Genomic DNA, 23,988 nt, shown 5'->3' with positions numbered 1-23,988 from the left:
TACGGAACTCGAGACCGCGAACCGGCATTACGCCTCCTGACCGCGACGAGACTTCTGCTCGATGGCGGCGCGGATATAGCTGGAGAACAACGGGTGGCCATCACGCGGGGTCGACGTGAACTCCGGGTGGAACTGCACGCCCACGAACCACGGGTGGTCGGGCAATTCCATCATTTCCGGCAGGTTTTCGGTCGGCGTGCGGGCGCTGATCACCATGCCGGACTCTTCCAGTCGCGGCACGTAGACGTTGTTGACCTCGTAGCGGTGACGGTGACGCTCGTTCACTTCGTCGCCGTAGATGGTCTGCGCGCGGGTGCCCGGCTTGATCGGCACGCGCTGCGCGCCCTTGCGCATGGTGCCGCCCAGGTCGGACGAGTTGTCGCGCTTTTCGACCTTGCCTTCGCGGTCCATCCATTCGGTGATCAGTGCCACCACCGGATGGGGCGCCGACGGGTCGAATTCCGTGCTGTTGGCGCCGCCCAGGCCGGCGACGTGGCGCGCGAACTCGATGACGGCCAGTTGCATGCCCAGGCAGATGCCCAGATACGGCACGCCGTTTTCACGGGCGTAGCGGATCGCGGCGATCTTGCCTTCGGTGCCGCGCTTGCCGAAGCCGCCCGGGACCAGAATGGCGTCCAGATGCTTCAGTTGGTCGGTGCCGCGGGTTTCGATGTCTTCCGAATCGATGTATTCGATGTTGATCTTCGAGCGCGTGTGGATGCCGGCGTGAACCAGCGCTTCCGTCAGCGACTTGTACGATTCGGTCAGGTCGACGTACTTGCCGACCATGCCGATCGTCAACTGGTGCTGCGGGTGCTCCAGCGCTTCGACCAGGTTGTCCCACATGGACAGATCAGCCGGCGGCGGGGTCAGGCCCAGCGCTTCGCAGACGATGTTGTCCACGCCTTGCTTGTGCAGCATGGCGGGAATCTTGTAGATGGAATCGGCATCCCAGACGGAGATGACGGCGTCCAGCGGCACGTTCGAGAACATCGAGATCTTGGCGCGCTCGTCGTCCGGGATGGGACGGTCGGCGCGGCACAGCAGCGCGTTCGGGTAGATACCGATTTCGCGCAGCTTCTGGACCGAATGCTGCGTAGGCTTGGTCTTGAGTTCGCCGGCGGAAGCGATGAACGGCACCAGGGTCAGGTGCACGAAGGCCGCGTTGTTGCGGCCCATGCGCAGGCTCATCTGGCGCGCGGCTTCCAGGAAAGGCAGGGACTCGATGTCGCCCACGGTGCCGCCGATTTCGACGATGGCGACGTCCGTGTTGCCGTTCCAGCCCGCTTCGGCGCCACGGGCGATGAAGTCCTGGATTTCGTTGGTGATGTGCGGAATCACCTGGACAGTTTTGCCCAGGTAGTCGCCACGCCGTTCCTTGCGCAGCACCGATTCGTAGATCTGCCCGGTGGTGAAGTTGTTCACCTTGTGCATGCGAGCGGAAATGAAACGCTCGTAGTGGCCCAAGTCCAGATCGGTTTCGGCGCCGTCTTCCGTGACGAACACTTCTCCGTGCTGGAAGGGGCTCATCGTGCCCGGATCGACGTTGATGTACGGATCGAGCTTCAGCATGGTGACCTGCAAACCACGCGACTCGAGAATGGCGGCGAGCGACGCAGCGGCGATGCCCTTGCCCAGGGAAGACACCACTCCGCCGGTGACAAATACGTATTTGGTCATCGTAATGAGCACCCGGGACGAGCGGGCGCGTGCGGGAAATTTGGATTATAGCCGGGAGGCGGAAGTTATTTGGGTTTTCCCCTAGCGATGACGCGTAACATTTGGCAGCACTCAAATGCCCGCCCCTGGCGCGCCGCATTCACGTGGCCCGAAGGCGCCGTGATATGTTCGATCCCTAATTTTCGACCCCGCTTTTCTCAACCTTCCGCCACCGTCGATGACCCCTTCCACGTTTCCCGCATCCGCTTCGCCTTCCCCGGCATCCCCTCCCGCGGCCCCTGCTTCGACCCATGGCCGCGCTTCGCTTGCCTGGTGCCTGGCGTTGACCGCCGTCATCGTGCGCCTGGCTTATGGTGCGCTGGTGCAGGGCTACACCATGCTGGCCTTGCCGCAATTCGACCAAATGCGCGAGATGTACAGCCAGCCGCAATACCTGATGCCGCTGCTGACCAACATCCTGGCGTCCGCCGTCATGGTCGGGTTGACCGTGTGGGGCACGATGCACGGCTGGCTGCGCCGCCACAACACCACGGCGGTGGACGAGCCGCGCAAGCTGTTCGGCACCTTCATCGCCTTGCAGCTGATCTACACCTTGATGGTGTCGGCCGCCACCGCCTACCTGCACAACGTGGGCATGCACTTCGTCATGGAGAACCGCGGCGCGCTGACCCAGCAGTTCGGCCTCGAGCTGACCGGCCAGTTCCTGACCATGGCCCTGCTGTTTCGCGTCGTGAATATCGTGCTGGAAATCGTCGGCATGTGCCTGGTCGTGCGCATCGCTGCCTGGACCGTGCAACGCAAGGGCGCGCCGGGCGCACCCGCCTACGGTCGGCGGCATGCGGCCTGGATCGCCGGGTTGTCCATGCTGGCCTGGCAGTTGACCGTATCGATCGCCGCGGGCGGTTACCTGCAAATGATGTTTCTGGATGCCGGTTGGACGGCCTTCGTGTCGGGCTACATGGTGCTGCCCGCGCTGCTGCTTGCGCTGTGCGTCGTCACGTGCCTGAAGGCTTTGCCGCGCCACATCGGCCGCGCCCGGATGGGGCGCGCGGTGGCCCATGGCAGCCTGGCCTTCTGGCTGGCGCAGGCGGCCGGCATCGGCCTGGCCTATCTGGCCGTCAACGCCATGACATGGAGCCAGATGATGCGCGCCGCACAGTCTTATTCGGCAAGCGCCGCCGTGCTGGCAATCTACGCCGCGCTGCTGGTGATGGGGTGCATGGCCGGCGCCCTGGCGCTGTACTGGGGCGCCAGGCAGGCGGCGAAGTCGGCCTGAGCGTTGTCGCAGCCCCGCCTGGCGACCGTCCTATGCGCTGATCGGCGCGGTGCTGCGTTCAAGCCAGGCCAGGGCCTCGCCTTGCACCAGCGGCGACAGTCGCTCGAACACCGTCTTGTGATAGTCGTTCAGCCACGCGATTTCGTCGGCGCGCATCAGCGACACCTCGATGCAGCGCGTGTCGATCGGGCATAGCGTCAGCGTTTCAAAGCACAGGAATTCGCCCAATTCCGACGTCAGCCAGCTGCGGTTGGCAACCAGGTTTTCAATGCGCACGCCCCAACGGCGCGGGCGATAGATACCGGGTTCGTTCGACGTGATCATGCCCGGCTCCATCGCGGTGTGCGGGCCCGGCATGGCGCGGTACGAGATCACTTGCGGGCCTTCGTGCACGTTCAGGAAATAGCCCACGCCGTGACCGGTGCCATGGCCGTATTCCGCCCCGCCTTCCCAGATGGGCGCGCGCGCAATGGCGTCCAGCATGGGCGACGGCGTGCCGCGCGGGAACGACGCGCGCGACAACGCGATCATGCCCTTGAGCACCAGCGTGAAGTCCACTTTCTGATCGGCGCTGGGCGTGCCCACCGCGACCACGCGCGTGATGTCGGTGGTGCCGCCCAGGTACTGGCCGCCCGAATCGATCAGCAACAGGCCATCGCCTTCGATGGTGGCATGCGATTGCGGCGTGGCGCGGTAATGCGGCATGGCGCCGTTGGCGTTGAAGCCGGCGATGGTGGCAAAGCTGGGGCAGACGTAGGCCGGGCGGCGGGCGCGGGCGGCGGTGATCTGCTCGTCGATCGTCAGTTCGGTAATGGTTTCCTTGCCCAGCGCGCCTTCAAACCAGGAAAAGAATTCACACAATGCGGCGCCGTCTTGCGCCATCGCCTGGCGCACATGGGCCAGTTCGGCATCCGTCTTGCGCGACTTGAGCAAGGTGGACGGGTTGATTGCTTCAATGCGCGGCACGGCGGGATCCATGGCGTGGAACACGCCGCAGGTCACACGCGCCGGATCGATCAGCAAGGTCTGGTCCAGTTCCAGCGAGGCCAAGGCGTCGGCGGCTTGCGCATAGCCCGCCACTTCGACGCCATCGGCGGCCAGCGTGGCGCGCAGGGCGTCGTCGATCTTGCCGTCCGCCACGAACAGCGTGGCGTGGTCCAGGCCGATCAGCGCATGGCCAACGAACACCGGGTTGTAGTCCACGTCCGCGCCACGCAGGTTCAGCAGCCAGGCAATGTCGTCCACCGTGCAGATGAAATGCACATCGGCGCCGTGCTCGCGCATGGCGTCGCGCACTTGCGCCAGCTTGTCGGCGCGAGTCACGCAGGCTTCGGGCGCGACGTGCTCATAGATCCTTGCGTCGGGCAGGCCGGCGCGGTCGGTCCAGATGTCGTCCAGCAGGTCTATGCGGATTTCCAGCGTGGCGCCGGACTTGGCGGCAGCGGCCGACAAGGAACGGAAGGCGCCCAGGCCCAGCACCTGGCCGTCCACGCCGATGACGTCGCCCGCGCGGGTGTTGGCGGCCAGCCAGTCGACATGGCCGGGCGTGGACGCCAGCGCAATCTTCATCAACTGCACGCCGGTGCCGGCCAGTTGCGTCTCGGCCTGCACCCAGTAGCGGCTGTCCACCCACAGGCCGGCAAAGTCCGCCGTGACGACCAGCGTGCCAACCGACCCCGTGAAGCCCGACAGCCAGCGCCGCCCTTGCCAGCGTGCCGGCAGATACTCGGACAGGTGCGGGTCCGAGGACGGGACGATATAGGCGGACAGGCCGCGGCGGCTCATGGCCTGCCGCAGTTGGGCGATACGGGCGTCGGTGCTAGACATGGGGGATGGGATCCTTAGCGCAACATGAAAGACATGGCGGCCAGGCTGTTCAACGTGCGGACGGCCGACTGCATGCTATCCACGTTGAATCGCACGGTGACGCCGTCCACGCGTTCCAGCGTGGGCCACATGCAGAACAGGTCGGCCAGCGCCGCGCTCTGTGTCTGCAACCGGCATTCTATAGGGGCGAGAATGCGGAAAGGAACGGGTTTCGGATCGGCGGCGGAAGTGGCCTTGCCCTTGAGCTTGCGCACCGCGGTTTCGGCCGCGGCGGCGATGGCGCGGCGCGAGGCGGCGGGCGACAAGGTCACGCCGCTGCCCTGGCCGTGCGCCACTTTGGTCTGCACCCATTCAGCGCCGGGGAACGTGTCGCGCGTTTCCGCGATGAACACGTCGTCGCCCGTGCCCAGGATCACGGGCACGCCCATTTCGCCGGCCAGCGCGCCGTACAGGCCCGCTTCGCCCAGCTCCATGCCGTTGATCAGCACGCGCGCGAAGGCAAAGCTGTTGATCGTGTGCGCCAGGATGCCGCGCCCTTGCGAACGCGAGTGGTAGCCGATCATGAAGACGGCATCGCAGCCCTCTTCCAAGCCGCCCATCATGCCCAGGTAGCGCGGCTTGCCCAGCACCAGGCGCGCGCGTTCGTCCAGGCCATCGGGCAGCAGGTTGCGAAACCCCCCGTGCGAATCGTTGACCAGGATTTCTTCGGCGCCACCAGCAATGGCGCCTTGCACGGCCGCGTTGGCCTCGGCGGTCATCCAGGCGCGAGCGCGCTCGTATTCGCCATTGCCGGCGCGGACTTGCTCGGCGTGAAAGACGCCGGCGACGCCTTCGATATCGGTGGAAATCAGGATCTTCATGGGGTCAGCCTTCAAGGATTCAGAATGCGGAGTCGGACAGCCATTGGCGCCACTGCGGCGCTGCGTCGCGGATGGCCGCGCGGTGATGGCCGCTGCGCCCGGTCACGGCGTCGGCGTGCCACAGCGCGGCGATGATGGCTTGTTCGCAGGCCTCGGCGGCGGCTTCGAACAAGGGGTCGATACGGGTTTCGTGCAGCATCGCCACGGCGGGCATCGGCTGTTCGGCCAATTGCGGCACGGTGTACGCGGTGGAAAAAGCCAGCGCGATGTCGCCGCTGCCGTGGCCGAACACGGACCCGGTGCGCGCCAGGCCCGCGCCCGCGCGCAGCGACAAGCGGCGCAATTGGCGCGAGTCCAGCGGCGCGTCGGTAGCCAGCAGCAAGATGATGGAGCCCTTCTCCGGCACAATCGCGGCGTTCTCGCCTTGCTGTGCCAAGCCCTGGTCCAGCTGGTCGGCCAGACGACGCCCAAACGGGCGGCCCGCCACGGTCAGGTTGGGCAAGCGGCCGAAGTTGGCCAGCACCAGCGCGCCAACGGTGTGACGCAGGCCGGGCTGGATGGACGCCACGCGGGACGCCGAGCCGATACCCCCCTTGAACGAGAAGCACGACATGCCGCGCCCGGCGCCTACCGCCCCCTGCGCAAACGATTTCGCGGCGCTGGCATAAGCGTCGGCGTAATGCGATTCCTGCACGGCCAGCGCCTGGATGTCGTTCAAATAGCCGTCATTGCATTCGAACACCAGCGGGTTCACGGTGGCCATGCCGCGGCCGATCTCGGGGTTGGCCGCGATGGCCTGGCGGATCTGCGCGTTGGCGACGGTGCCCACGCCAAAAGTGTTGGTCAGCGCGATGGGGGTTTCCAGCACCCCCAGCTCTTGTACCTGAACCAGGCCCGTGCTTTTGCCAAAGCCGTTCAGCACGGTTGCCGAGGCAGGAACCTTGTCCAGAAATGGGTCGCGGGCATGTGGGCGCACGACGGTGACGCCCGTCTGCCGCGCGCCGTCGGCCAGCGTGTGATGGCCGACGGTGACGTCGCCGACGTCGCAAATCGAATCCAGCGGCCCTGACGGCAGTACGCCGATGCGGGGCATATCCAGCGCTTGTTTGTTCATGATTGCCGCGTGTTGCCACGCTCCTTAATGCAAAACGCCGCCGCCCTTCGGGAAGGGGCGACGGCGCGGATAGTGCCCCACGCCGCACCGCTTTGGGCGGTCCGGCGCTCCGGCGGTCCGGCGGCCCGGCAGTCCGGCGGCCCGGCGGCAGGGCTTTCCTATTTACCCGCGGGTATCACTTGCGGTCGATCTTCGGATCGAGCGCGTCGCGCAGGCCGTCGCCCAGCAGGTTGAACGCCAACACCGTCAGGAAGATCGCCAGGGCCGGGAAGATGGCCACGTGCGGAGCGATGACCATGTCGGCGCGCGCCTCGTTCAGCATGGCGCCCCACTCGGGCGTCGGAGGCGATGCGCCCATGCCCAGGAACGACAGGCTGGCGGCGGTGATGATCGACGTGCCGATACGCATCGTGCCGTACACCACGATCGGCGAGATCGTGCCGGGCAGGATGTGGCGCATGATGATCGTCCAGTCGGACGCGCCCACGCTCTTGACGGCTTCGACATATGTCATCTGCTTGATCGACAGTGTGTTGCCGCGCACCAAGCGGGCAAACGCCGGCACGCTGAACACGGCCACGGCCACGATCACGTTGACCATGCTGGAACCCAGGATGGCCACCACGCCAATCGCCAGCAGCATGCCCGGAAACGCCAGCAGCACGTCCGAGATACGCATCGTGATGCGTTCCCACCAGCCTTCGTAGTAACCGGCCATCAAGCCCATGAAGGTGCCGACGATGGCGCCCATGGCCACCGACAGGAAGCCCGCGGCCAGCGAGATCCGCGCGCCCATGACAATGCGGCTGAAGATGTCGCGGCCCAGCGAATCCACGCCCAGCCAGTGGGTCAGCGACGGGCCGGCGTTAAGCGCGTCGTAGTCGAAGAAATTCTCGGGGTCGAAGGGCACGATCCACGGCGCAAACGCCGCGACCACAACCAGCAACAGCACGAACATGCCCGCGCCCACGGCCAGCTTCTGCTTCTTGAATTTGCGCCAGAACTCGGTGGCGGGCGTACGCACGTCGTTCTTCGGAACGGCGGCGACCATCGTGGCGGGTGTCGGATTGCTCATGGCCGCCTCACTTGTAACGGATGCTGGGATTGATGACGCCATAGAGCACGTCGACAATCAGGTTGATCAAAATGAATTCCAGCGAGAACAGCAGCACCAGGCCCTGGATCACCGGATAGTCCCGCTGGGTCACGGCATCAACCAGCAGGCGGCCAAGGCCGGGCCAGTTGAAGACGGTTTCCACCACGATCGAGCCGCCCAGCAAGAAGCCGAACTGCAAGCCCATCATGGTGACTACGGGAATCAGCGCGTTGCGCAGCGCGTGCTTGATGACGACGCGGCGCTCGGTCAGGCCCTTGGCCCGCGCCGTGCGCACGAAGTCTTCCTGGATGACTTCCACGAACGAAGCGCGGGTAAAGCGCGCCATCACGGCAGCCACCGCGGCGCCCAGCGTGATGGACGGCAGGATGTAGTGTTGCCAGGTCGAGGCGCCCACGGTCGGCAGCCAGCCCAGGTTCACGGAGAACACCTGCATCAGCATCATGCCCAGCGCGAACGCGGGGAACGAAATGCCCGACACCGCCAGCGTCATGCCAAGTCGGTCAGGCCAGCGATTGCGCCAGACCGCCGACACGATCCCGATGATCATGCCGAAGGTCACGGACCACACCATGCTGGCAAGCGTCAGCCACAGCGTGGGCATGAAACGGTCGGAAATCTCGGTCGAGACGGGGCGCTTGGTACGCAGCGAGGTACCCAGGTCGCCTTGCAACATGTGGCTGAAGTAGCGCACGAACTGCTGCGGCAGGGGCAGATCCAGCCCAAGTTCCTTGCGCACGAGCTCAACGGTTTGCTGGTCGGCCTCCTGGCCCGCGGCCAGTCGCGCCGGGTCGCCCGGAAGCATGTGCACAAACAGGAACACGACCACGGCTACCAGCAGCAGCGTGGGGATCATGCCCAGAAGACGTTTGACGATGTAGGTCAGCATTGAAATTCCTGCAACATCGGCGGGGACACCGCGCCCCCGCCGTATGTGGCCTTACAAGGGCCCGAAGGCCCCAAGAGTGACTGCTAGGTTTACTGCTTCAGGTCGATGTCGCCGAACCAGAACGAGGTGTCCGGTTCCACGTACACGCCCGACAGGTTCTTGGACTTCACGTACAGGTTGTTCTGGGTCACCAGGAAGGCCCACGGGGCGTCCTTCCAGATGGTTTCCTGAACGCCCTTGTAGATTTCAGTCTTCTTGGCGCGGTCGGTCGTGGCCAAGGCTTCCTGAACGCCGTCGTCCACCGCCTTGTTCGAGTAGTACGACACGTTGTTCAGCACCGGCGGGAAAGCGGCGGTGGTCAACAGCGGACGCAGGCCCCAGTCGGCTTCACCGGTCGAGGACGACCAGCCGGCGTAGTACATGCGAACCTTGGCATCTTCCGGCTTCTGCACTTGCTGCACTCGCTGCACGCGCTGACCCGATTCCAGCACTTCAACCTGCACCTTGATGCCGACTTGCGCCAGCTGCTGTTGCAGGAACTGAACCACCTTCACCGAGGTGCCGTCGTTATAGGCGGACCACAGGGTGCTTTCGAAGCCATTGGGGTAGCCGGCTTCAGCCAGCAGCGCCTTGGCCTTCTTGATGTCGTACGGCCACGGGCCGGTCTTGTGGGCAAAGTCCACGCCCTTGGGCACCACGCCGTCCACGATGGTGGCGTAACCCGAGAAGGCGACCTTGGCCAGCGCTTCCTTGTTGATGGCGTAGTTGATGGCTTCGCGCACCTTGACGTTGTCGAACGGCTTTTGCTGCGTGTTCATCGACAGGTAGCGGGCCATGATCGAGTTCTGGTGATCGACCACGTCCAGCTTGTCGTTCTTCTTGAGCACGGCGGCTTGTTCGAACGGCACCGGGAAAGCGAACTGCGCTTCGCCCGTCTGCACCACGGCGGCGCGGGTGTTGTTGTCGGTCACGGTACGGAAGGTCAGCGTGTCGACCTTGGGGTATCCCTTCTTCCAGTAGCCGTCGAACTTCTTGACCTTCAGGTATTCGGCCGGCTTCCATTCGACGAATTCGAACGGGCCGGTGCCCACCGGGTGGAAACCGATTTCCTTGCCGTACTTGGCCAGCGCGGCCGGCGAGATCATCATGGCGGCCGGGTGGGCCAGCGCGTTGATGAAGGCCGAGAACGGCTTCTTCAACGTGATCTTGATGGTCATCGGGTCAACCACTTCGGTCTTGTCGATGACGCTGAACTGGATGTAGCGCGACAGGCGGTTTTCCGGGTTGGCCGGACGATCGAAGTTGATCTTGACCGCTTCGGCATTGAAGTCGGTGCCGTCGTGGAACTTCACGCCGGGACGCAGCTTGAACGTGTAGACCAGGCCGTCTTCGCTGACGGTGTAGTCGGTGGCCAGCACCTTCTGGACCTTCAGGTCTTTGTCGAATTCGAACAGGCCTTCGTAGTAGGCCTTGCCGGCAGCCTGGTTCAGCGTGCTGTTGGTGTTGTACGGATCAAGCGTTTCCAGTGCGATGGAGACGGCAAACGTCACGTCCTTGGCAGCATGCGCCAACGGCGAAGTGAGCACACCGAAGGCCACCGCGGCGGCGGCCATCAGCTTGGTGGGGCGCAGAACTTTCATCATTGCAACTCCTGGTTCCAAAACGGAATTAGGGGGTTTGGTGGAAGAAAAATAGGTACGACAACGGAATCAATACGCGCCGCCGACCGGATGGCGGGCAACGAAGTGATCGGTTCCAACCTGCACCAGCGGCTGCACCACCGGCTCGTCGCCGAGCTTGCGGATCGGGCTGGGGATTTCATCGGACAACAAGGTGCGCTTCAGGTGGCGACGCGCCGGATCGGCGATCGGCACGGCCGACATCAGCTTCTTGGTGTACGGGTGCTGCGGATTTTCAAAGATGGCGCGGCGCGGGCCGATCTCAACGATCTGGCCCAGGTACATCACCGCCACGCGGTGGCTGACGCGTTCCACCACGGCCATATCGTGCGAGATGAACAGGAACGAAATGCCCATGTCGCGTTGCAGGTCGATCAGCAGGTTCACGATCTGGGCTTGAATCGACACGTCCAGCGCCGACACCGACTCGTCCGCGATCACGACCTTGGGGTTCAGCGCCAGCGCGCGCGCGATGCAGATGCGCTGGCGTTGGCCGCCCGAGAATTCATGCGGATAGCGCTGCGCCATTTCAGGCGGCAGGCCCACGCGTTCCAGCAATTCCGACACGCGGCGTTCGGCTTCCTTGCCCTTGGCCACGCCGTGCACCAGCAGCGGCTCCATGATCGAGAAGCCGACGGTGACGCGCGGATCCAGCGAGGCGAACGGGTCCTGGAACACGAACTGGATGTCGCGGCGCAGGGACTGCAATTCGTTGTTCTTCAGGCTGACGATGTCGCGCCCGCCGAACTTGATCTCGCCCGCCTGGCTATCGACCAGGCGCAGCAGCGACCGGCCGGTGGTGGACTTGCCGCAACCGGACTCGCCCACCAACGACAGCGTTTCGCCGGGGTACAGGTCGAAGCTGACCTGTTCGACCGCATGCACGCGGCGCTGCACGCGGCTGAGAATGCCGCCGCGCAGGTCAAAGCGGGTCACCAGGTTGCGCACCGACAGAATCGGTTCGCGCTTGGCGGCCGGCACTTCCTGCGTGCTGGTGATGCCAGGCTCGGCCACGGGCTGGGCCTGGCCTTCCACTTGCAGCAGCGGGAAGCGCGCGGGCAGATCGGTGCCTTCCATGGCGCCCAGCTTGGGCACGGCCGACAGCAGCGCCTTGGTGTAGGTGTGCTGCGGCGCCGAGAACACTTGTTCAGACGGGCCTTCTTCAACCTTGTCGCCGCGGTACATGACCAACACGCGGTCGGCCACTTCAGCCACCACGCCCATGTCGTGGGTGATGAACACCACGCCCATGTGCATTTCTTCCTGAAGCTGACGGATCAGTTGCAGGATCTGCGCCTGGATGGTGACATCCAGCGCCGTGGTCGGTTCGTCGGCGATCAGCAGCGCGGGCTTGCAGGCCAGCGCCATGGCGATCATCACGCGTTGGCGCATGCCGCCCGACAGTTGATGCGGGTAGCGGTCCAACACGGACTTGGCTTCCGGGATGCGCACCTGTTCCAGCATGCGCAGCGCTTCGGCGCGCGCGGCGGCGGCGTCCTTGCCCTGGTGCTGGCGGATCGATTCGGCGATCTGGTCGCCGGCGGTGAACACCGGGTTCAGCGACGTCATCGGCTCCTGGAAAATCATGGCCATGTCGGCGCCGCGCACATTACGCATGACGCGCTGGCTGGAATTGGCCAGGTCGATCACGGCACCGTTGCGGCGGCGCAGCGCCATGTGGCCCTGGGCGATGCGCCCACCGCCATGTTCCACCAGACGCATGAGCGCCAGGGACGTCACCGATTTGCCCGAACCCGATTCGCCCACGATGGCCAGGGTTTCACCCCGGTCCACATGGAACGACAGGTTGCGCACGGCTTCGACCGTGCGCTCGGAACCCACGAAGCGCACCGTCAGGTCGTCGACCTGGACCACGCGGTTTTCCGGCAGCGCCAGGCTGTTTGCGCGATCAACCATCTTTATTAATCCCCAAAATCAAAACAGAACCCGTCACGCTTATCGGTAGATAGCGGTGACCGGCTTTTCGCCAACGCGGGCGTAACCGCGATACATGCCTTCCGTGTTGAACGGCAAGGCCACATTGCCCTGGGCGTCAACGGCCACCAGGCCGCCCTTGCCGCCGATGGTGGGCAGTTTTTCCATCACGACGCGGTCGGCCGCCTCTTGCAGCGACGCGCCGCTGTATTCCATCTGTGCCGCCACGTCGTAAGCGGCGACCATGCGGATGAACATCTCGCCGGTGCCCGTGGTGGATACCGCGCAGGTCTTGTTGCTGGCGTAGGTGCCGGCGCCGATCAAGGGCGCATCGCCCACGCGGCCGACCTGCTTGTTGGTGATGCCGCCGGTCGAGGTGGCCGCGGCCACGTTGCCTTGCGCGTCGACAGCCACCGCGCCCACCGTGCCGAACTTCTTGTCGGCGTCCAGCGGGTCGGCGGGTGCGGGCTGGCCGCGCGCGACCATGGCCTGGCCGTCGTGGTCGAGCACGGCGGCGTCAGGCGTTTCGCGCTGCACGCGCAGCAGTTGTTCGCGGCGGGCGTCGGTAGAGAAATAGGACGGGTCCACGATCTCCAGGCCTTCGGCCTTGGCGAAGGCTTCAGCGCCCTCGCCCACGAACAGCACGTGCTTGCTGTTTTCCATGACTTTGCGCGCGGCAAAAATGGGGTTGCGCACGCAATTGACGTTGGCAATCGCGCCCGAACGCAGCGTGGCGCCGTCCATGATGGCGGCATCCAGTTCGTGCGTGGCGGCGCTGGTGAACACGGCGCCGTGGCCCGCGTTGAACAGCGGGCAATCTTCCAGCAGGCGCACGGCTTCGGTAACGGCGTCCAGGGCGCTGCCGCCACGGGCCAGCACGGCCTGGCCGGCCGTCAGGATGGACTCCAGGGCGGCCAGGTATTCCTGTTCTTTCTCGGGCGACATGGCCGCGCGGGACATCGCGCCGGCGCCACCGTGAATGGCAATCACGGGTTGAATCATCGTTTACCTACTCCATGGATAAGCCACGGCATCACGGACTGGGTCACCCCAGCGGCTGCCGCAACGGAATTCTTGGCCCGATAGGCCACGGCCGCGGACAGGGCTTCGATGAGGCCCAGCGCGGCGGTTTCGGAATTGGGAATCAGCTGGCGCGCGGAAAACGCGTACAGCACAACGGAGGCCGTCGGCGCCAACGGCGATGTGGGCTTGTCGGTCAGCACCAGCACCGGCACGCCGGCCTGCTTGGCGGCGGCGGCCAGCGTGACCGTGTCGGCCAGATAGCGAGGGAAACCGATCGCGATCACCAGGTCGTTGGACGTCATGCGCGACATCTGCCGAGCCGCGTGCGACACGCCGCCGGGGCCTGCCAGCGATTCAACGGAATGCAGGTGCATGCACAGGCCGCGCTGCAGCAGGCCGGCCAGGAAACCGCTGGCGCCAAAACCGATGATGAACACGCGTTCGGCCGCCAGGATCGCCTGCACCGCCTGCTCACAGGCCGCGGAATCCAGCGACTGCAAGTTGCGTTGGGCGTTGCGGATGTCTTCTTCCAGCGTGGCGGCAAAGATTTGCACGGCACTGGCGGAATGGGCCAATTCGGTGCGCAGCTTTTCCACGGGTTCCAGTGCGGCTTCGAAGCCACGCGCCAGTTCGGCACGGAACTGGGGGTAGCCGGGCAGATCCAGCGCGCGCGCAAAGCGATTCGCCGTGGCCACGGATACGCCCACTGCCGCCGCGAATTCGTCGATGGTCATGGTGGCGACGCGAAACTGGTGCGCCAACACGTATTCGGCCATCTTGTGCTGCGTCCGGCTCAGCGCGGGCTGGGCCCGGGCGATCCGATCAGCGATCGTAAGTACGGCCTTGTTCATCGTTTGCGGGGGTTCGGCTTATCTGGCGATTGTGTAAATCTGTTTACACGCAAATTTTAAATAAGAAAATTCCTTTTCATACTCAGGGTATACCCGTGAATTTATGTAACAACGGTGGATAGGTCGGGATGGGCGGCGAAGCGGAAGCCGGATAGACACGGAAAAAAACGGGGCCGCTTTGAGGTACGCTATCGGCGCTCTGCTTTTCCCTTATCGACCCGCTGACTTGGACTGCCGCAATGCCCGACTGGATCTGCAAACCCCACCAGGAACTCACCGTGCCGGAGATCTACGCGATCCTTCGGCTGCGCACGGAAGTGTTCGTCGTTGAGCAAAATTGCGTTTTCCAGGACATCGACGGCAAGGACCTGATGGGCCAGACGTCGCACCTGATGGCATGGCAGGACGGGCAGCTGGCCGCGTATTGCCGCATCCTGGACCCGTCGCTGAAAGACGGGCAGATTGAAGTCGGCCGGGTGATCACCGCACCCTGGACGCGCGGCCAGGGCCTGGGCCACGAGCTGATCCGCCACGCCATGGCCGAAGTGCGCCAACGCTGGCCGGGCCGCGCCATGTATCTGGGCGCGCAGGCGCGGCTGCGCAACTACTACGGCGGGCACGGCTTTGTGCAGGTCACCGAGGAATACATTGAAGACGGCATCCCGCATGTGGGGATGCGCCTGGACGCGGCGGCGTAGCGCCTCGCGCCACGCCCCCCCCTACCGCGGAAATGAAAACGCCCCTTTGCGGGGCGTTTTCATTGGTGCATCCAGGGTCGCCTACAAGGGCCGCCTACAAGGGTCGCCTACAAGGGTCGCCTACAAGGGCCGTTTACTTGACCGAAGACACGTCCAGCTTGGCCAGCGTCTTGGACTGGATTTCGTCCACCGTGACGCCCGGCGCCGTTTCCAGCAGCTTCAGGCCGTTTTCGGTGACTTCCATCACGCCCAGGTCGGTAATGATCAGGTCGACTACGCCCACGCCCGTCAACGGCAGATTGCATTCGGGCAGCAGCTTGATGTCTTCCGTGCCGTCCTTCTTCTTGGCCACGTGCTCCATCAGGACCACGACGCGGCCGACGCCGGCCACCAGGTCCATCGCGCCGCCCATGCCCTTGACCATCTTGCCGGGAATCATCCAGTTGGCCAGGTCGCCCTTTTCGGACACCTGCATCGCGCCCAGGATGGCCAGGTTGATCTTGCCGCCGCGGATCATCGCGAACGAATCGGCCGACGAAAAGATCGACGAGCCCGGCAACGTCGTTACCGTCTGCTTGCCGGCGTTGATCAGGTCGGCATCGACTTCATCATCGGTGGGGAACGGGCCAATGCCCAACAGGCCGTTTTCGGATTGCAGCCACACCTCCACGCCCTTGGGCACGTGGTTGGCAACCAGGGTCGGCAAGCCGATACCCAGGTTCACATAAAAACCGTCTTGCAGCTCGCGCGCGGCGCGCGCCGCCATTTCATCGCGGGACCATGCCATGTCGTCTTCTCCTTAGGCCGGGCGAGTGGTGCGTTGTTCGATGCGCTTTTCCGGCGTCGTGTTCAGCACGATCCGTTGCACATAGATGCCGGGCAGGTGGATCTGATCGGGATCCAGGCTGCCGGTGTCAACGATCTGTTCAACCTCGACCACCGTGAACTTGCCAGCCATCGCGACGTTCGGGTTGAAGTTGCGGGCCGTCTTGCGGAACACCAGGTTGCCGCTGCGGTCGGCGATGTGCGCCTTGACCAGCGACACGTCCGGCACCAGCGAACGCTCCATCACGTATTGCTGGCCGTCGAATTCGCGGATTTCCTTGCCGTCGGCCACGATGGTGCCCACGCCCGTGCGGGTGAAGAAGGCGGGAATTCCCGCGCCGCCTGCGCGCAGCTTTTCCGCCAACGTGCCCTGCGGGGTGAATTCAAGTTCGAGCTCGCCGGACAGGTACTGGCGTTCGAATTCCTTGTTCTCGCCCACGTAGGACGCGATCATCTTGCGTACCTGACGCGTGTTCAGCAACTGGCCCAGGCCAAAGCCGTCGACGCCCGCATTGTTGCTGATGCAAGTCAGGTCCTTCACGCCCGAATCGCGCAGCGCGGCGATCAGGGCTTCGGGAATACCGCAAAGGCCGAAACCGCCCACGGCGATCATCTGACCGTCCTTGACGATGCCTGCCAGCGCCTCCTGGGCGCTTGCAAAAACCTTGTCCATCGCTCCAACTCCTAGTTAAGGTCTAACCGAAGAGAGCCCGCCCCGCCGCTTGCGCGGTGTGTCCCATGGGATCAAAGAAAGCCGGGGTGAGCCCTGTTTTTCCTGGAGCGCGGCTGCCGGCGTCGGCCCCAGATGGCATCAAGACACTGCCCGATGTCTCTGGGTTGCGGCGCCGAGGGTGGCGCGCCCCTTTATTTTTCGTGATTTTGCGCTTGATTTTAACGGTATGACGGGCGTTTTAGCGCCGTTATTCTGACGCCGCCGCCTGGAATTGCGTCGCCATTTGGGCCAGCACTTCGGGCGGCCACGGTGCGGACGTATTGGCCACGTAATCCATCCAGACTAGCACGTTGCGACCGCGCGCATAGGGGCCGGCGTCGTCGCCGACCTTCTCAAGCAGCAGCTCGAATTCGGCGCTTGAGCGGCCAATGCGCGTGACTTTGTGCGTGACCCGGACCGTAGCCGGGTAGGTCAGCGGGCGCAGGAAATCGCACGAGGCGTGGGCCAGGATCGCGCCGTTATCGGCGGGCAACGCAAAGCCCGCGTCGTACAGGATCTGCATGCGGGCCTCTTCCATGAGGCGGAAATACAGCGTGTTATTCAGATGATTCAAGGCGTCAGAGTCGCCCCAACGCAAAGGCAATTCGGTCTGATGGGTATCGCCCACCGCCAGAATCCGCGCAGACAGATTGTCCGGGTTCACCAATTACTCCTGAAGACTAAAAGAAATACGAAGGCATACACGGCCTCCGCCTGCAATACAATCGCCGATATTACTTCCAGCCAAATATGGAATACATACGGGGAGCTTTGCAAATGTCTGAACGCGAGTCGATGGAATATGACGTGGTCGTGGTTGGCGGTGGACCCGCCGGCCTGGCCACCGCAATCCGTCTAAAGCAGCTGGCCGCTGAAAAGAATCAGGAAATCGGCGTATGCGTGCTTGAGAAGGGCGCGGAGCTGGGTGCGCACATCCTGTCCGGCGCCGTCATGGACCCGTTGGCGCTGACCGAGCTGATTCCCGACTGGAAAGAAAAAGGCGCGCCGCTGAACGTGCCGGTCACGCAGGACAAGTTCATGTTCCTGTCCCAGACCGGCGCGCGCACCACGCCGAACTGGCTGCTGCCGCCCTGTTTCCACAACGAAGGCAACTACATCGTCCGTCTGGGCGACGTCGTCAAGTGGATGGGCGAGCAAGCCGAAGCGCTGGGCGTGGACATCTTCCCGGGCTTTGCCGCGGTTGAAGTGCTGTACGACGAAAACGGCGCCGTCCGTGGCGTGGCCACCGGCGACATGGGCGTGGCCCGCGACGGCTCGCACACCGACCACTACCAGCCCGGCATGGAACTGCATGCCCGCTACACCGTGTTCGGCGAAGGCTCGCGCGGCCAGCTGGGCCGCCAGCTGATCGAACGCTTCAAGCTGGACGACGGGCGCAACCCGCAGTCCTACGGCATCGGCATCAAGGAAATGTGGGAAGTGGACCCGGCGCAATCCAAGCCCGGCCTGGTTATCCACACCGCCGGCTGGCCGCTGGATTCCGACACCTACGGCGGTTCGTTCCTGTACCACCTGGACAACAACCTGGTGGCCGTCGGCATGATTGTCGGCCTGGACTACGCCAACCCCTGGCTGTCGCCGTTCGAAGAATTCCAACGCTACAAGACGCACCCCGCCATACGCGGCACGTTCGAAGGCGGCAAGCGCATCGCATACGGCGCGCGCGCCATCACGGCGGGCGGCTTGATGTCGCTGCCCAAGCTGACCTTCCCGGGTGGCGTGCTGGTGGGTTGCGAAGCCGGTTTCCTGAACGCCTCGCGCATCAAGGGCAGCCACGCCGCCATCAAGTCGGGCAAGATGGCCGCCGAAGCCGCGTTCGACGCCTTGCTGGCCGACCGCCGCCAGGACGAACTGGCCGCGTATCCGCAGGCCTTCGAAGCGTCCTGGCTGCACACCGAATTGAACAAGGCCCGCAACTTCAAGCAGTGGTTCAAGAAGGGCCGCACGGTGGCCACCGTGATGACCGGAGTCGAGCAGTTGCTGCTCAAGGGCAAGATGCCCTGGACCTTGCGCCACAACAAGCCCGACCATGCCTGTCTGCAACCGGCGTCGGAATGCGCGCGCATCGACTACCCCAAGCCCGACGGCAAGCTGACGTTCGACAAGCTCAGCTCGGTGTTCATTTCGAACACCAACCATGAAGAAAACGAGCCCGTCCACCTGACCTTGAAAGACCCGTCAGTGCCGGTGCAGGTGAACCTGGCCAAGTACGGCGGCCCGGAATCGCGCTACTGCCCGGCCGGCGTGTACGAGTTCATCAAGGACGATCACGGCGAGGACCGCTTGCAGATCAACGCGCAGAACTGCGTGCACTGCAAAACCTGCGACATCAAGGACCCCACGCAGAACATCGTCTGGGTGGCCCCGCAAGGCGGCGAAGGGCCGGTGTATAGCGGTATGTAATCCTGGCCGGGCGCATCCCCAGCAACAAGGCACCTCTTGGGTGCCTTTTTTTTCAGGCGGCACATCATGACTGAACGCGTATTGCTCATTGGCTGCGGTGACCTTGGCCAGCGCGTGGCCCGGCGTTTCCTGGCGCGCGGCGACCACGTGCACGCGCTGCGCCGCCAACCGCCCGACGACGACAGCGGCATCCAATGGCTGCAAGGCGACATTACCCGCGCGGATTCCCTGCCCGCCTTGCCATCAGGCGTGACACGGCTGATTCACCTGCCCGCCCCCGGTGGGCGCGACCCGGCCTTGTATCGCGGCGTCTTCATCGATGGGTTGCAGAACGTGCTGAACCTGTTGGACACGTCGCGGCTCAAGCGCGTGGTGTTCGTGTCATCCAGCGCCGTGTATGGCGAACACCATGGCGACTGGGTCACCGAAGACACGCCGCCCGCGCCGCAAGGCTTCAACGGCAAGATTCTGCTTGAAGCAGAAGCCGCGCTGGCCGCGCGCGGCCTGTCGTCTACCGCGCTGCGGCTGGCGGGTCTGTACGGGCCTGGCCGGCTGCAATTGATCGAGCGCCTGCGCAGCGGCGCGGCGGGCGCGCCGACGCAGCCTGAACATTGGGCCAACCGGATCCATATCGACGACGCGGCCGCCGCCGTGCTGCATCTGGCGCTGTTGCCCAAGGTTGAACCGTTTTATATCGGGTGCGACGACACCCCGCTGCCGCTGCACACGCTTTACGCCGATCTCGCTGCCATGATAGGCGCGCCCGCGCCACGTATCGCCCCGGCCCCCGCCAATGTGGGCAGCAAGAAGCTCAGCAACGCGCGGCTGCGCGCCAGCGGCTTCACGCTGCAATGGCCGGACTCACGCCAGGGCTACGCGGCGGTGCTGCGCGTAGCGGGCGCCCGCGTACCGGACACGCCGCAGGCATAGTTCGGCCGGCATCGAATCGTTGCATGCCCGGGCGGCGGATACTGGCAGCCGGATTTCCTATCGGACGCGCTGCTCCATTTGCTGCACGCAGGCGCCGACGCGGCCGCCCTGGCATCCCGTTTCCGGTATCGGCCGCTGCCCAACGCACGCGTGCCGCAGTTTGCATTTTCAAAGGAACCCGCACCATGATCGCCGTGATATTCGAAGTCGAACCCGCCAATGGCAACCCCGATCCCTATCTGCACATTGCCGCCGGTTTGATCGACGAGCTCAAGGCCATCGACGGCTTCATCTCGGTGGAACGCTTTCAAAGCCTGAGCACGCCGGGCAAGCTGCTGTCCCTGTCGTTCTGGCGCGATGAAGACGCCGTCAAGCGCTGGCGCTCGCTGGAGTCGCATCGCCGCGCCCAGGAAGCGGGACGCGGCGGCGTGTTCCAGAACTATCGGCTGCGCGTCGCGCAGGTGCTGCGCGACTACGGCATGAACGCGCGCGACGAAGCGCCCGCCGACAGCCGCAGCCGGCACGGCTGACGCTCAGGCGGCCACCGTTTCGGCCAACGCCACGCCGGCTGCCAGCGCAACGCGATGCGTGGCGCCGGATGCCACCACCGGCGTCATGGCAGGCGCGGCCTCGTCCGCGCTGCGGGACGGATCAAAGTAGTCCGCATCGGCGCGGCGCGTGCCGGCGGGCAGCTCGCGCACTTGCACACGGAATCCGTCTGCCGCATTGCCGCGCAATTCGGGCACGGCCTGCAACAGCCGGCGCGTGTACGGATGCGTCGGATGGTCGAACACCTCGTCGCGCGATCCCTCTTCGACGATATGCCCGCGCAGCATGACGACCACGCGGTCGGCGATCTGTTCGACCACGCCCAGGTCATGGGAAATCAACAGACACGCAAAGCCATAGGAACGCTGCAAGGACATCAGCGTTTCCAGAACCTGCTTCTGCACGGTCACGTCCAGCGCCGACACGGGTTCGTCCGCGATGATCACTTCCGGCCGCATCACCAGCGCCCGCGCAATGGCGACGCGCTGGCGTTGCCCGCCCGACAGCTCATGCGCATAGCGCTCGGCATAGCCGTCGCCCAAACCCACATCGCGCAACGCCTGGTCCACGCGCTGTTGCCGGGCATCCGGCGTGATGCCCGCTTCCAGCCGCAGCCCCTCGCCCACCAGTGCGCCGATGGTCATGCGCGGATCGAGCGACGAGTACGGGTCCTGGAAGACCATCTGAATGCGGTGGCGCGCCGTGCGCCAGATGCCGCCCTCGCCGCCCGGCGGCAACGCTTGCCCATCCAGCGCAATGCGCCCCTGCGCCTGCGGCACCAGGCCCAGAATCGACATCATGACGGTCGTCTTGCCGCTGCCGGATTCGCCCACGATGGCCAGCGTTTCACCGGGCGCCACGTGAAAACTCGCCTGATGCACCGCGCGCACGAATCGCTTGCGGCGCCAGCCACCGCGTACGGCGTAGTCGATGGCCAGTTGATCCACCTGCAAGATCGGCGCACCCGTCACAGGCGCGCGCGCCGGGCCGCGTTTGGGCAGCGCGTCCAGCAAGCTCAAGGTGTACGGGTCCGCCGGACGCGACAGCACTTGCGATACTTCCCCCGTTTCCACCGCGCGCCCCCGGCACATCACCAGCACGCGCTGCGTGTACGCGGCCACCAGCGCCAGATTGTGGCTGATGAAGATCAGCGCCGTGCCTTGCTCGCGCGTCAGCTCGACCATCAGGTCCAGGACTTCTTTTTGCACCACGCAGTCCAGCGCGGTGGTGGGTTCATCGGCGATCAGCAGGCGCGGCTTGAGCAGCATGACGCCGGCCAGCAGGATGCGCTGCCGCATGCCGCCCGAGAACTCGTGGGGATACCGCTTCATGCAATCGCGCGCATCGCGCACCCGCACGCGTTCCAGCATCTGAACGGCCGCATCCCAGGCCGCGCTGCGCGTCATGCCCCGGCGCAGGACCAGGGCTTCTGTCAGCTGTTCGCCCACGCGGAACGCGGGGTTCAGGGACACCATGGGTTCCTGGAACACCATGCCAATACCGGTGCCGCGCGTGGCTTGCCAGTCGCGCGCACTTTGCGGCAGCACGTCGCGGCCGTCGAACAATGCCTGCCCGTTAGTCATGCGCGCGGCATCCGGCAACAGGCCCAACAGCGCCTTGCCGATCAGCGTCTTGCCGCTGCCGGATTCGCCCACGATGGACAGCGATTCACCCGCCTTCAGGTCAAAGGACACGCGGTTTACCACCGGTGCGGCATCGCGCTTGCCGGGAAAGCGGATTTCCAGATCGCGCACCGACAACAAGGGCGCAGTGTCGGCCAGGGAATGGTCAGGTGCGTTCATGCGGTCACCCCGCGCATGCGCGGATCCAGGCGGTCGCGCACGGCGTCGCCCAGCAGGTTGATGCCCAGCAGGCTTAGCGAAATCATCGCACCCGGAAACAGCGCCAGCCAGATCGCCTGGTCCATGGCGTTGCGGCTTTCGGACAGCATGCCGCCCCACGTCGCCAACGGTGGCGGCACGCCGAGCCCCAGAAAGGACAAGGCGCTTTCCGCCAGCAGCGCCGACCCGAAGATGGACGTTGCGAAGATCAGCAGCGGCGCCACGCAGTTGGGCAGCACGTGGCGGAACACCGTCCACAGGCCGCTATGCCCGGTGGCGCGCGAGGCGATGACGAAGTCACGCTGCCGCAGCGACAGCGCCGTGCCGCGCGCAATGCGCGAGACGGATGGCGAATACGCCAGGCCCAGCGCCAGCACCACGCCCCACTTGGACGGGCCCAACACCGTCATGATGCCCAGCGCCAGCAGCAAGCCGGGAAACGCCATCATGGAATCGACCAGCACGCTGATGCCACGGTCCACCCAACCGCCCGCATAACCCGCCGCCACGCCGATGGTCGTGCCCAGCACCAAGGCCAGCAGCACCGAGAACACGCTGACCGCCACGCTGACGCCCGCGCCCGCCATCAGGCGCGACAAGACGTCGCGACCAAACTCGTCGGTGCCCAACCAATATTCGGACGACGGCGGCGAAAAGCGCGCCAGCAGATCGCCTTCCAGCGGATCGTGCGGCGTGTACACCAGCCCCACCAGCGCCAGCAGCACCACGCCCGCCACCAGCGCGCCGCCCACCACGGCATTGGTATGTTTGAAACCCGGTTTGAAACTCGCTTTGAAACCCGTCATGACGTTCCTATTGAAGCTTCACGCGCGGATCGAACAGCGGATACAGCAGATCCACCACCAGATTGACCGCCACGTACAACAACGCAATAAACAGCAGGCAGCCCTGCACCACCGGGTAGTCCCGTGCATAGATGCTTTCCACCAGCAGCCGGCCGATGCCGGGCAAGGTGAAGACGGTTTCGATCACCGCCGCGCCCGACAACAGATGGCCCAGCATCAGGCCGATGACGGTGAGCGTGGGGCCGAAGGAATTGGGCAACACGTGCCGCAGCATCACGCGCTTTTCGGGCAGCCCCTTGGCGCGCGCATGCGCCACGTATTCCAGCCGCAACGTTTCGATAGTGCTGGCGCGCATCATCCGCGTGATCGCGGCAATCTCGGTCAACACGATGGCGCATACCGGCAGCACCAAGTACTTCAACGCGCCCAGGCCGCTTTGCGCCATCGACTCAAAGCCATACACGGGCAGCCAGTTCAGCTTCACGCCAAACAGCCAGATCAGCAGAATGCCGACCCAGAAGCTGGGCATGGACACGAACAATATCGAGGTGGAAACGATGGCCGTATCCGCGCGCCGGTTTTGCCGCCACGCCGCTATCATGCCGGCGGGAATGGCCACCAGGCAGGCCAGCAACGTTGCCGTCAACACCACCTGCGCCGTCACCGCGAAATGCGTCAGGACCAGGTGCATGACGGGCTCGCGGCGCGCGATGGACATGCCCAGATCGCCATGCAGCGCATTGCCGACCCAGATCAGGAACTGCTCGCCCACGGGGCGGTCCAGGCCCAGGGCGTGGCGCATTTCGGCCAGCAGCGCGGGGTTGTCGATGTCGCCCAGCATCAGCGATGCGGGGTCGCCGGGTATGGCGCGGATCATGCCGAAGACCAGCACTGTCACCACGATGATCGTGGGCACCGCCGCCGCGAAGCGCTTGGTTAGATAGCCCAGCACGGC

Annotated in this window: 21 protein-coding genes; 5 read left to right on the top strand and 16 right to left on the bottom strand. The window is 64.8% G+C overall.

Annotated features, from left to right (window positions below; genetic code table 11):
• Positions 1-27: 27 nt before the first annotated feature.
• Positions 28-1,680, bottom strand: a complete 1,653-nt coding sequence (locus DVB37_RS06290; RefSeq protein ID WP_046802645.1) for a CTP synthase — start codon at positions 1,678-1,680, stop codon at positions 28-30.
• 322 nt (positions 1,681-2,002) lie between these two features.
• Between DVB37_RS06290 and DVB37_RS06285 the strand changes: the two genes are divergently transcribed.
• The gene (locus DVB37_RS06285; protein WP_240434046.1) at positions 2,003-2,956 is read left to right on the top strand and encodes a hypothetical protein; all 954 of its coding nucleotides are present in this window, start codon (positions 2,003-2,005) and stop codon (positions 2,954-2,956) included.
• A gap of 30 nt (positions 2,957-2,986) precedes the next feature.
• Here DVB37_RS06285 and DVB37_RS06280 read toward each other — a convergent pair whose 3' ends face one another.
• The 9 genes from DVB37_RS06280 to DVB37_RS06240 all read right to left on the bottom strand — a co-directional run bounded on the left by DVB37_RS06280 (position 2,987) and on the right by DVB37_RS06240 (position 14,248).
• Positions 2,987-4,783 (bottom strand): aminopeptidase P family protein, encoded by a 1,797-nt coding sequence (locus DVB37_RS06280; RefSeq protein WP_120154326.1) that lies wholly within the window; start codon positions 4,781-4,783, stop codon positions 2,987-2,989.
• A gap of 14 nt (positions 4,784-4,797) precedes the next feature.
• A complete protein-coding gene (locus tag DVB37_RS06275; RefSeq protein ID WP_120154324.1) occupies positions 4,798-5,643 on the bottom strand; it encodes a M55 family metallopeptidase in 846 nt (281 codons plus the stop codon).
• 19 nt (positions 5,644-5,662) lie between these two features.
• Positions 5,663-6,757, bottom strand: a complete 1,095-nt coding sequence (locus tag DVB37_RS06270) for a P1 family peptidase (protein ID WP_120154322.1) — start codon at positions 6,755-6,757, stop codon at positions 5,663-5,665.
• Positions 6,758-6,932: 175 nt separating this feature from the next.
• Positions 6,933-7,832: a glutathione ABC transporter permease GsiD gene (gene gsiD / locus DVB37_RS06265; protein WP_046802641.1), complete on the bottom strand. Its 900-nt coding sequence runs from the start codon at positions 7,830-7,832 to the stop codon at positions 6,933-6,935.
• Between the two features lie 7 nt (positions 7,833-7,839).
• On the bottom strand, positions 7,840-8,760 hold the full coding sequence (gsiC, locus tag DVB37_RS06260; protein ID WP_046802640.1) for a glutathione ABC transporter permease GsiC: 921 nt from the start codon (positions 8,758-8,760) through the stop codon (positions 7,840-7,842).
• Positions 8,761-8,849: 89 nt separating this feature from the next.
• Positions 8,850-10,403 (bottom strand): glutathione ABC transporter substrate-binding protein GsiB, encoded by a 1,554-nt coding sequence (gsiB, locus tag DVB37_RS06255; RefSeq protein ID WP_046802639.1) that lies wholly within the window; start codon positions 10,401-10,403, stop codon positions 8,850-8,852.
• Positions 10,404-10,469: 66 nt separating this feature from the next.
• A complete protein-coding gene (locus DVB37_RS06250; RefSeq protein WP_120154320.1) occupies positions 10,470-12,356 on the bottom strand; it encodes a dipeptide ABC transporter ATP-binding protein in 1,887 nt (628 codons plus the stop codon).
• A 39-nt stretch (positions 12,357-12,395) separates the two neighbouring features.
• Positions 12,396-13,376, bottom strand: coding sequence for an isoaspartyl peptidase/L-asparaginase family protein (locus tag DVB37_RS06245; protein WP_046802637.1), 981 nt, complete (start codon positions 13,374-13,376; stop codon positions 12,396-12,398).
• On the bottom strand, positions 13,373-14,248 hold the full coding sequence (locus tag DVB37_RS06240; protein ID WP_046802636.1) for a MurR/RpiR family transcriptional regulator: 876 nt from the start codon (positions 14,246-14,248) through the stop codon (positions 13,373-13,375). The genes DVB37_RS06245 and DVB37_RS06240 overlap by 4 nt, the downstream gene beginning before the upstream one ends.
• Positions 14,249-14,487: 239 nt before the next feature.
• On the opposite strand from DVB37_RS06240, the gene DVB37_RS06235 reads away from it, so the two are divergent.
• A complete protein-coding gene (locus DVB37_RS06235; RefSeq protein ID WP_046802635.1) occupies positions 14,488-14,946 on the top strand; it encodes a GNAT family N-acetyltransferase in 459 nt (152 codons plus the stop codon).
• A 133-nt stretch (positions 14,947-15,079) separates the two neighbouring features.
• Here DVB37_RS06235 and DVB37_RS06230 read toward each other — a convergent pair whose 3' ends face one another.
• The 3 genes from DVB37_RS06230 to DVB37_RS06220 all read right to left on the bottom strand — a co-directional run bounded on the left by DVB37_RS06230 (position 15,080) and on the right by DVB37_RS06220 (position 17,147).
• The gene (locus DVB37_RS06230) at positions 15,080-15,733 is read right to left on the bottom strand and encodes a CoA transferase subunit B (protein WP_046802634.1); all 654 of its coding nucleotides are present in this window, start codon (positions 15,731-15,733) and stop codon (positions 15,080-15,082) included.
• Between the two features lie 12 nt (positions 15,734-15,745).
• Positions 15,746-16,444 carry a CoA transferase subunit A gene (locus DVB37_RS06225; protein ID WP_046802633.1) on the bottom strand — a complete coding sequence of 233 codons (699 nt, stop codon included), beginning with the start codon at positions 16,442-16,444 and terminating at the stop codon, positions 15,746-15,748.
• A 247-nt stretch (positions 16,445-16,691) separates the two neighbouring features.
• A complete protein-coding gene (locus DVB37_RS06220) occupies positions 16,692-17,147 on the bottom strand; it encodes a thioesterase family protein (RefSeq protein WP_046802862.1) in 456 nt (151 codons plus the stop codon).
• A gap of 113 nt (positions 17,148-17,260) precedes the next feature.
• Between DVB37_RS06220 and DVB37_RS06215 the strand changes: the two genes are divergently transcribed.
• The 3 genes from DVB37_RS06215 (at position 17,261) to DVB37_RS06200 (ending at position 20,367) form a co-directional block, all read left to right on the top strand.
• Positions 17,261-18,907, top strand: a complete 1,647-nt coding sequence (locus tag DVB37_RS06215) for an electron transfer flavoprotein-ubiquinone oxidoreductase (protein WP_046802632.1) — start codon at positions 17,261-17,263, stop codon at positions 18,905-18,907.
• Between the two features lie 66 nt (positions 18,908-18,973).
• Positions 18,974-19,837, top strand: a complete 864-nt coding sequence (locus DVB37_RS06210) for an NAD-dependent epimerase/dehydratase family protein (RefSeq protein ID WP_120154318.1) — start codon at positions 18,974-18,976, stop codon at positions 19,835-19,837.
• A 185-nt stretch (positions 19,838-20,022) separates the two neighbouring features.
• The gene (locus DVB37_RS06200; protein WP_120154316.1) at positions 20,023-20,367 is read left to right on the top strand and encodes an antibiotic biosynthesis monooxygenase; all 345 of its coding nucleotides are present in this window, start codon (positions 20,023-20,025) and stop codon (positions 20,365-20,367) included.
• Positions 20,368-20,370: 3 nt separating this feature from the next.
• On the opposite strand, the gene DVB37_RS06195 is transcribed toward DVB37_RS06200, so the two are convergent.
• From DVB37_RS06195 to DVB37_RS06185, 3 genes are read right to left on the bottom strand one after another with little or no spacing between them, the layout of a single operon-like run.
• Positions 20,371-22,188, bottom strand: coding sequence for an ABC transporter ATP-binding protein (locus DVB37_RS06195; protein WP_120154314.1), 1,818 nt, complete (start codon positions 22,186-22,188; stop codon positions 20,371-20,373).
• Positions 22,185-23,033, bottom strand: coding sequence for an ABC transporter permease (locus DVB37_RS06190; protein ID WP_120154312.1), 849 nt, complete (start codon positions 23,031-23,033; stop codon positions 22,185-22,187). The genes DVB37_RS06195 and DVB37_RS06190 overlap by 4 nt, the downstream gene beginning before the upstream one ends.
• A gap of 7 nt (positions 23,034-23,040) precedes the next feature.
• Positions 23,041-23,985, bottom strand: a complete 945-nt coding sequence (locus DVB37_RS06185; RefSeq protein ID WP_120154310.1) for an ABC transporter permease — start codon at positions 23,983-23,985, stop codon at positions 23,041-23,043.
• Positions 23,986-23,988: the final 3 nt, after the last annotated feature.

This window comes from Achromobacter sp. B7, assembly GCF_003600685.1.
GTDB classification, from domain to species: Bacteria; Pseudomonadota; Gammaproteobacteria; order Burkholderiales; family Burkholderiaceae_B; genus Achromobacter; species Achromobacter spanius_B.
Note: the sequence above shows the minus strand (reverse complement) of the source record. Positions and strands in the feature narration are given on the sequence as shown.

Bases quoted from the DNA above. Each gene is read 5' to 3' on its own strand.
- DVB37_RS06290 (WP_046802645.1), bottom strand. From the start codon at position 1,680: ATGACCAAATACGTATTTGTCACCGGCGGAGTGGTGTCTTCCCTGGGC.
- DVB37_RS06280 (WP_120154326.1), bottom strand. From the start codon at position 4,783: ATGTCTAGCACCGACGCCCGTATCGCCCAACTGCGGCAGGCCATGAGC.
- DVB37_RS06275 (WP_120154324.1), bottom strand. From the start codon at position 5,643: ATGAAGATCCTGATTTCCACCGATATCGAAGGCGTCGCCGGCGTCTTT.
- DVB37_RS06270 (WP_120154322.1), bottom strand. From the start codon at position 6,757: ATGAACAAACAAGCGCTGGATATGCCCCGCATCGGCGTACTGCCGTCA.
- gsiD (WP_046802641.1), bottom strand. From the start codon at position 7,832: ATGAGCAATCCGACACCCGCCACGATGGTCGCCGCCGTTCCGAAGAAC.
- gsiC (WP_046802640.1), bottom strand. From the start codon at position 8,760: ATGCTGACCTACATCGTCAAACGTCTTCTGGGCATGATCCCCACGCTG.
- gsiB (WP_046802639.1), bottom strand. From the start codon at position 10,403: ATGATGAAAGTTCTGCGCCCCACCAAGCTGATGGCCGCCGCCGCGGTG.
- DVB37_RS06250 (WP_120154320.1), bottom strand. From the start codon at position 12,356: ATGGTTGATCGCGCAAACAGCCTGGCGCTGCCGGAAAACCGCGTGGTC.
- DVB37_RS06245 (WP_046802637.1), bottom strand. From the start codon at position 13,376: ATGATTCAACCCGTGATTGCCATTCACGGTGGCGCCGGCGCGATGTCC.
- DVB37_RS06240 (WP_046802636.1), bottom strand. From the start codon at position 14,248: ATGAACAAGGCCGTACTTACGATCGCTGATCGGATCGCCCGGGCCCAG.
- DVB37_RS06235 (WP_046802635.1), top strand. From the start codon at position 14,488: ATGCCCGACTGGATCTGCAAACCCCACCAGGAACTCACCGTGCCGGAG.
- DVB37_RS06230 (WP_046802634.1), bottom strand. From the start codon at position 15,733: ATGGCATGGTCCCGCGATGAAATGGCGGCGCGCGCCGCGCGCGAGCTG.
- DVB37_RS06225 (WP_046802633.1), bottom strand. From the start codon at position 16,444: ATGGACAAGGTTTTTGCAAGCGCCCAGGAGGCGCTGGCAGGCATCGTC.
- DVB37_RS06215 (WP_046802632.1), top strand. From the start codon at position 17,261: ATGTCTGAACGCGAGTCGATGGAATATGACGTGGTCGTGGTTGGCGGT.
- DVB37_RS06210 (WP_120154318.1), top strand. From the start codon at position 18,974: ATGACTGAACGCGTATTGCTCATTGGCTGCGGTGACCTTGGCCAGCGC.
- DVB37_RS06200 (WP_120154316.1), top strand. From the start codon at position 20,023: ATGATCGCCGTGATATTCGAAGTCGAACCCGCCAATGGCAACCCCGAT.
- DVB37_RS06195 (WP_120154314.1), bottom strand. From the start codon at position 22,188: ATGAACGCACCTGACCATTCCCTGGCCGACACTGCGCCCTTGTTGTCG.
- DVB37_RS06190 (WP_120154312.1), bottom strand. From the start codon at position 23,033: ATGACGGGTTTCAAAGCGAGTTTCAAACCGGGTTTCAAACATACCAAT.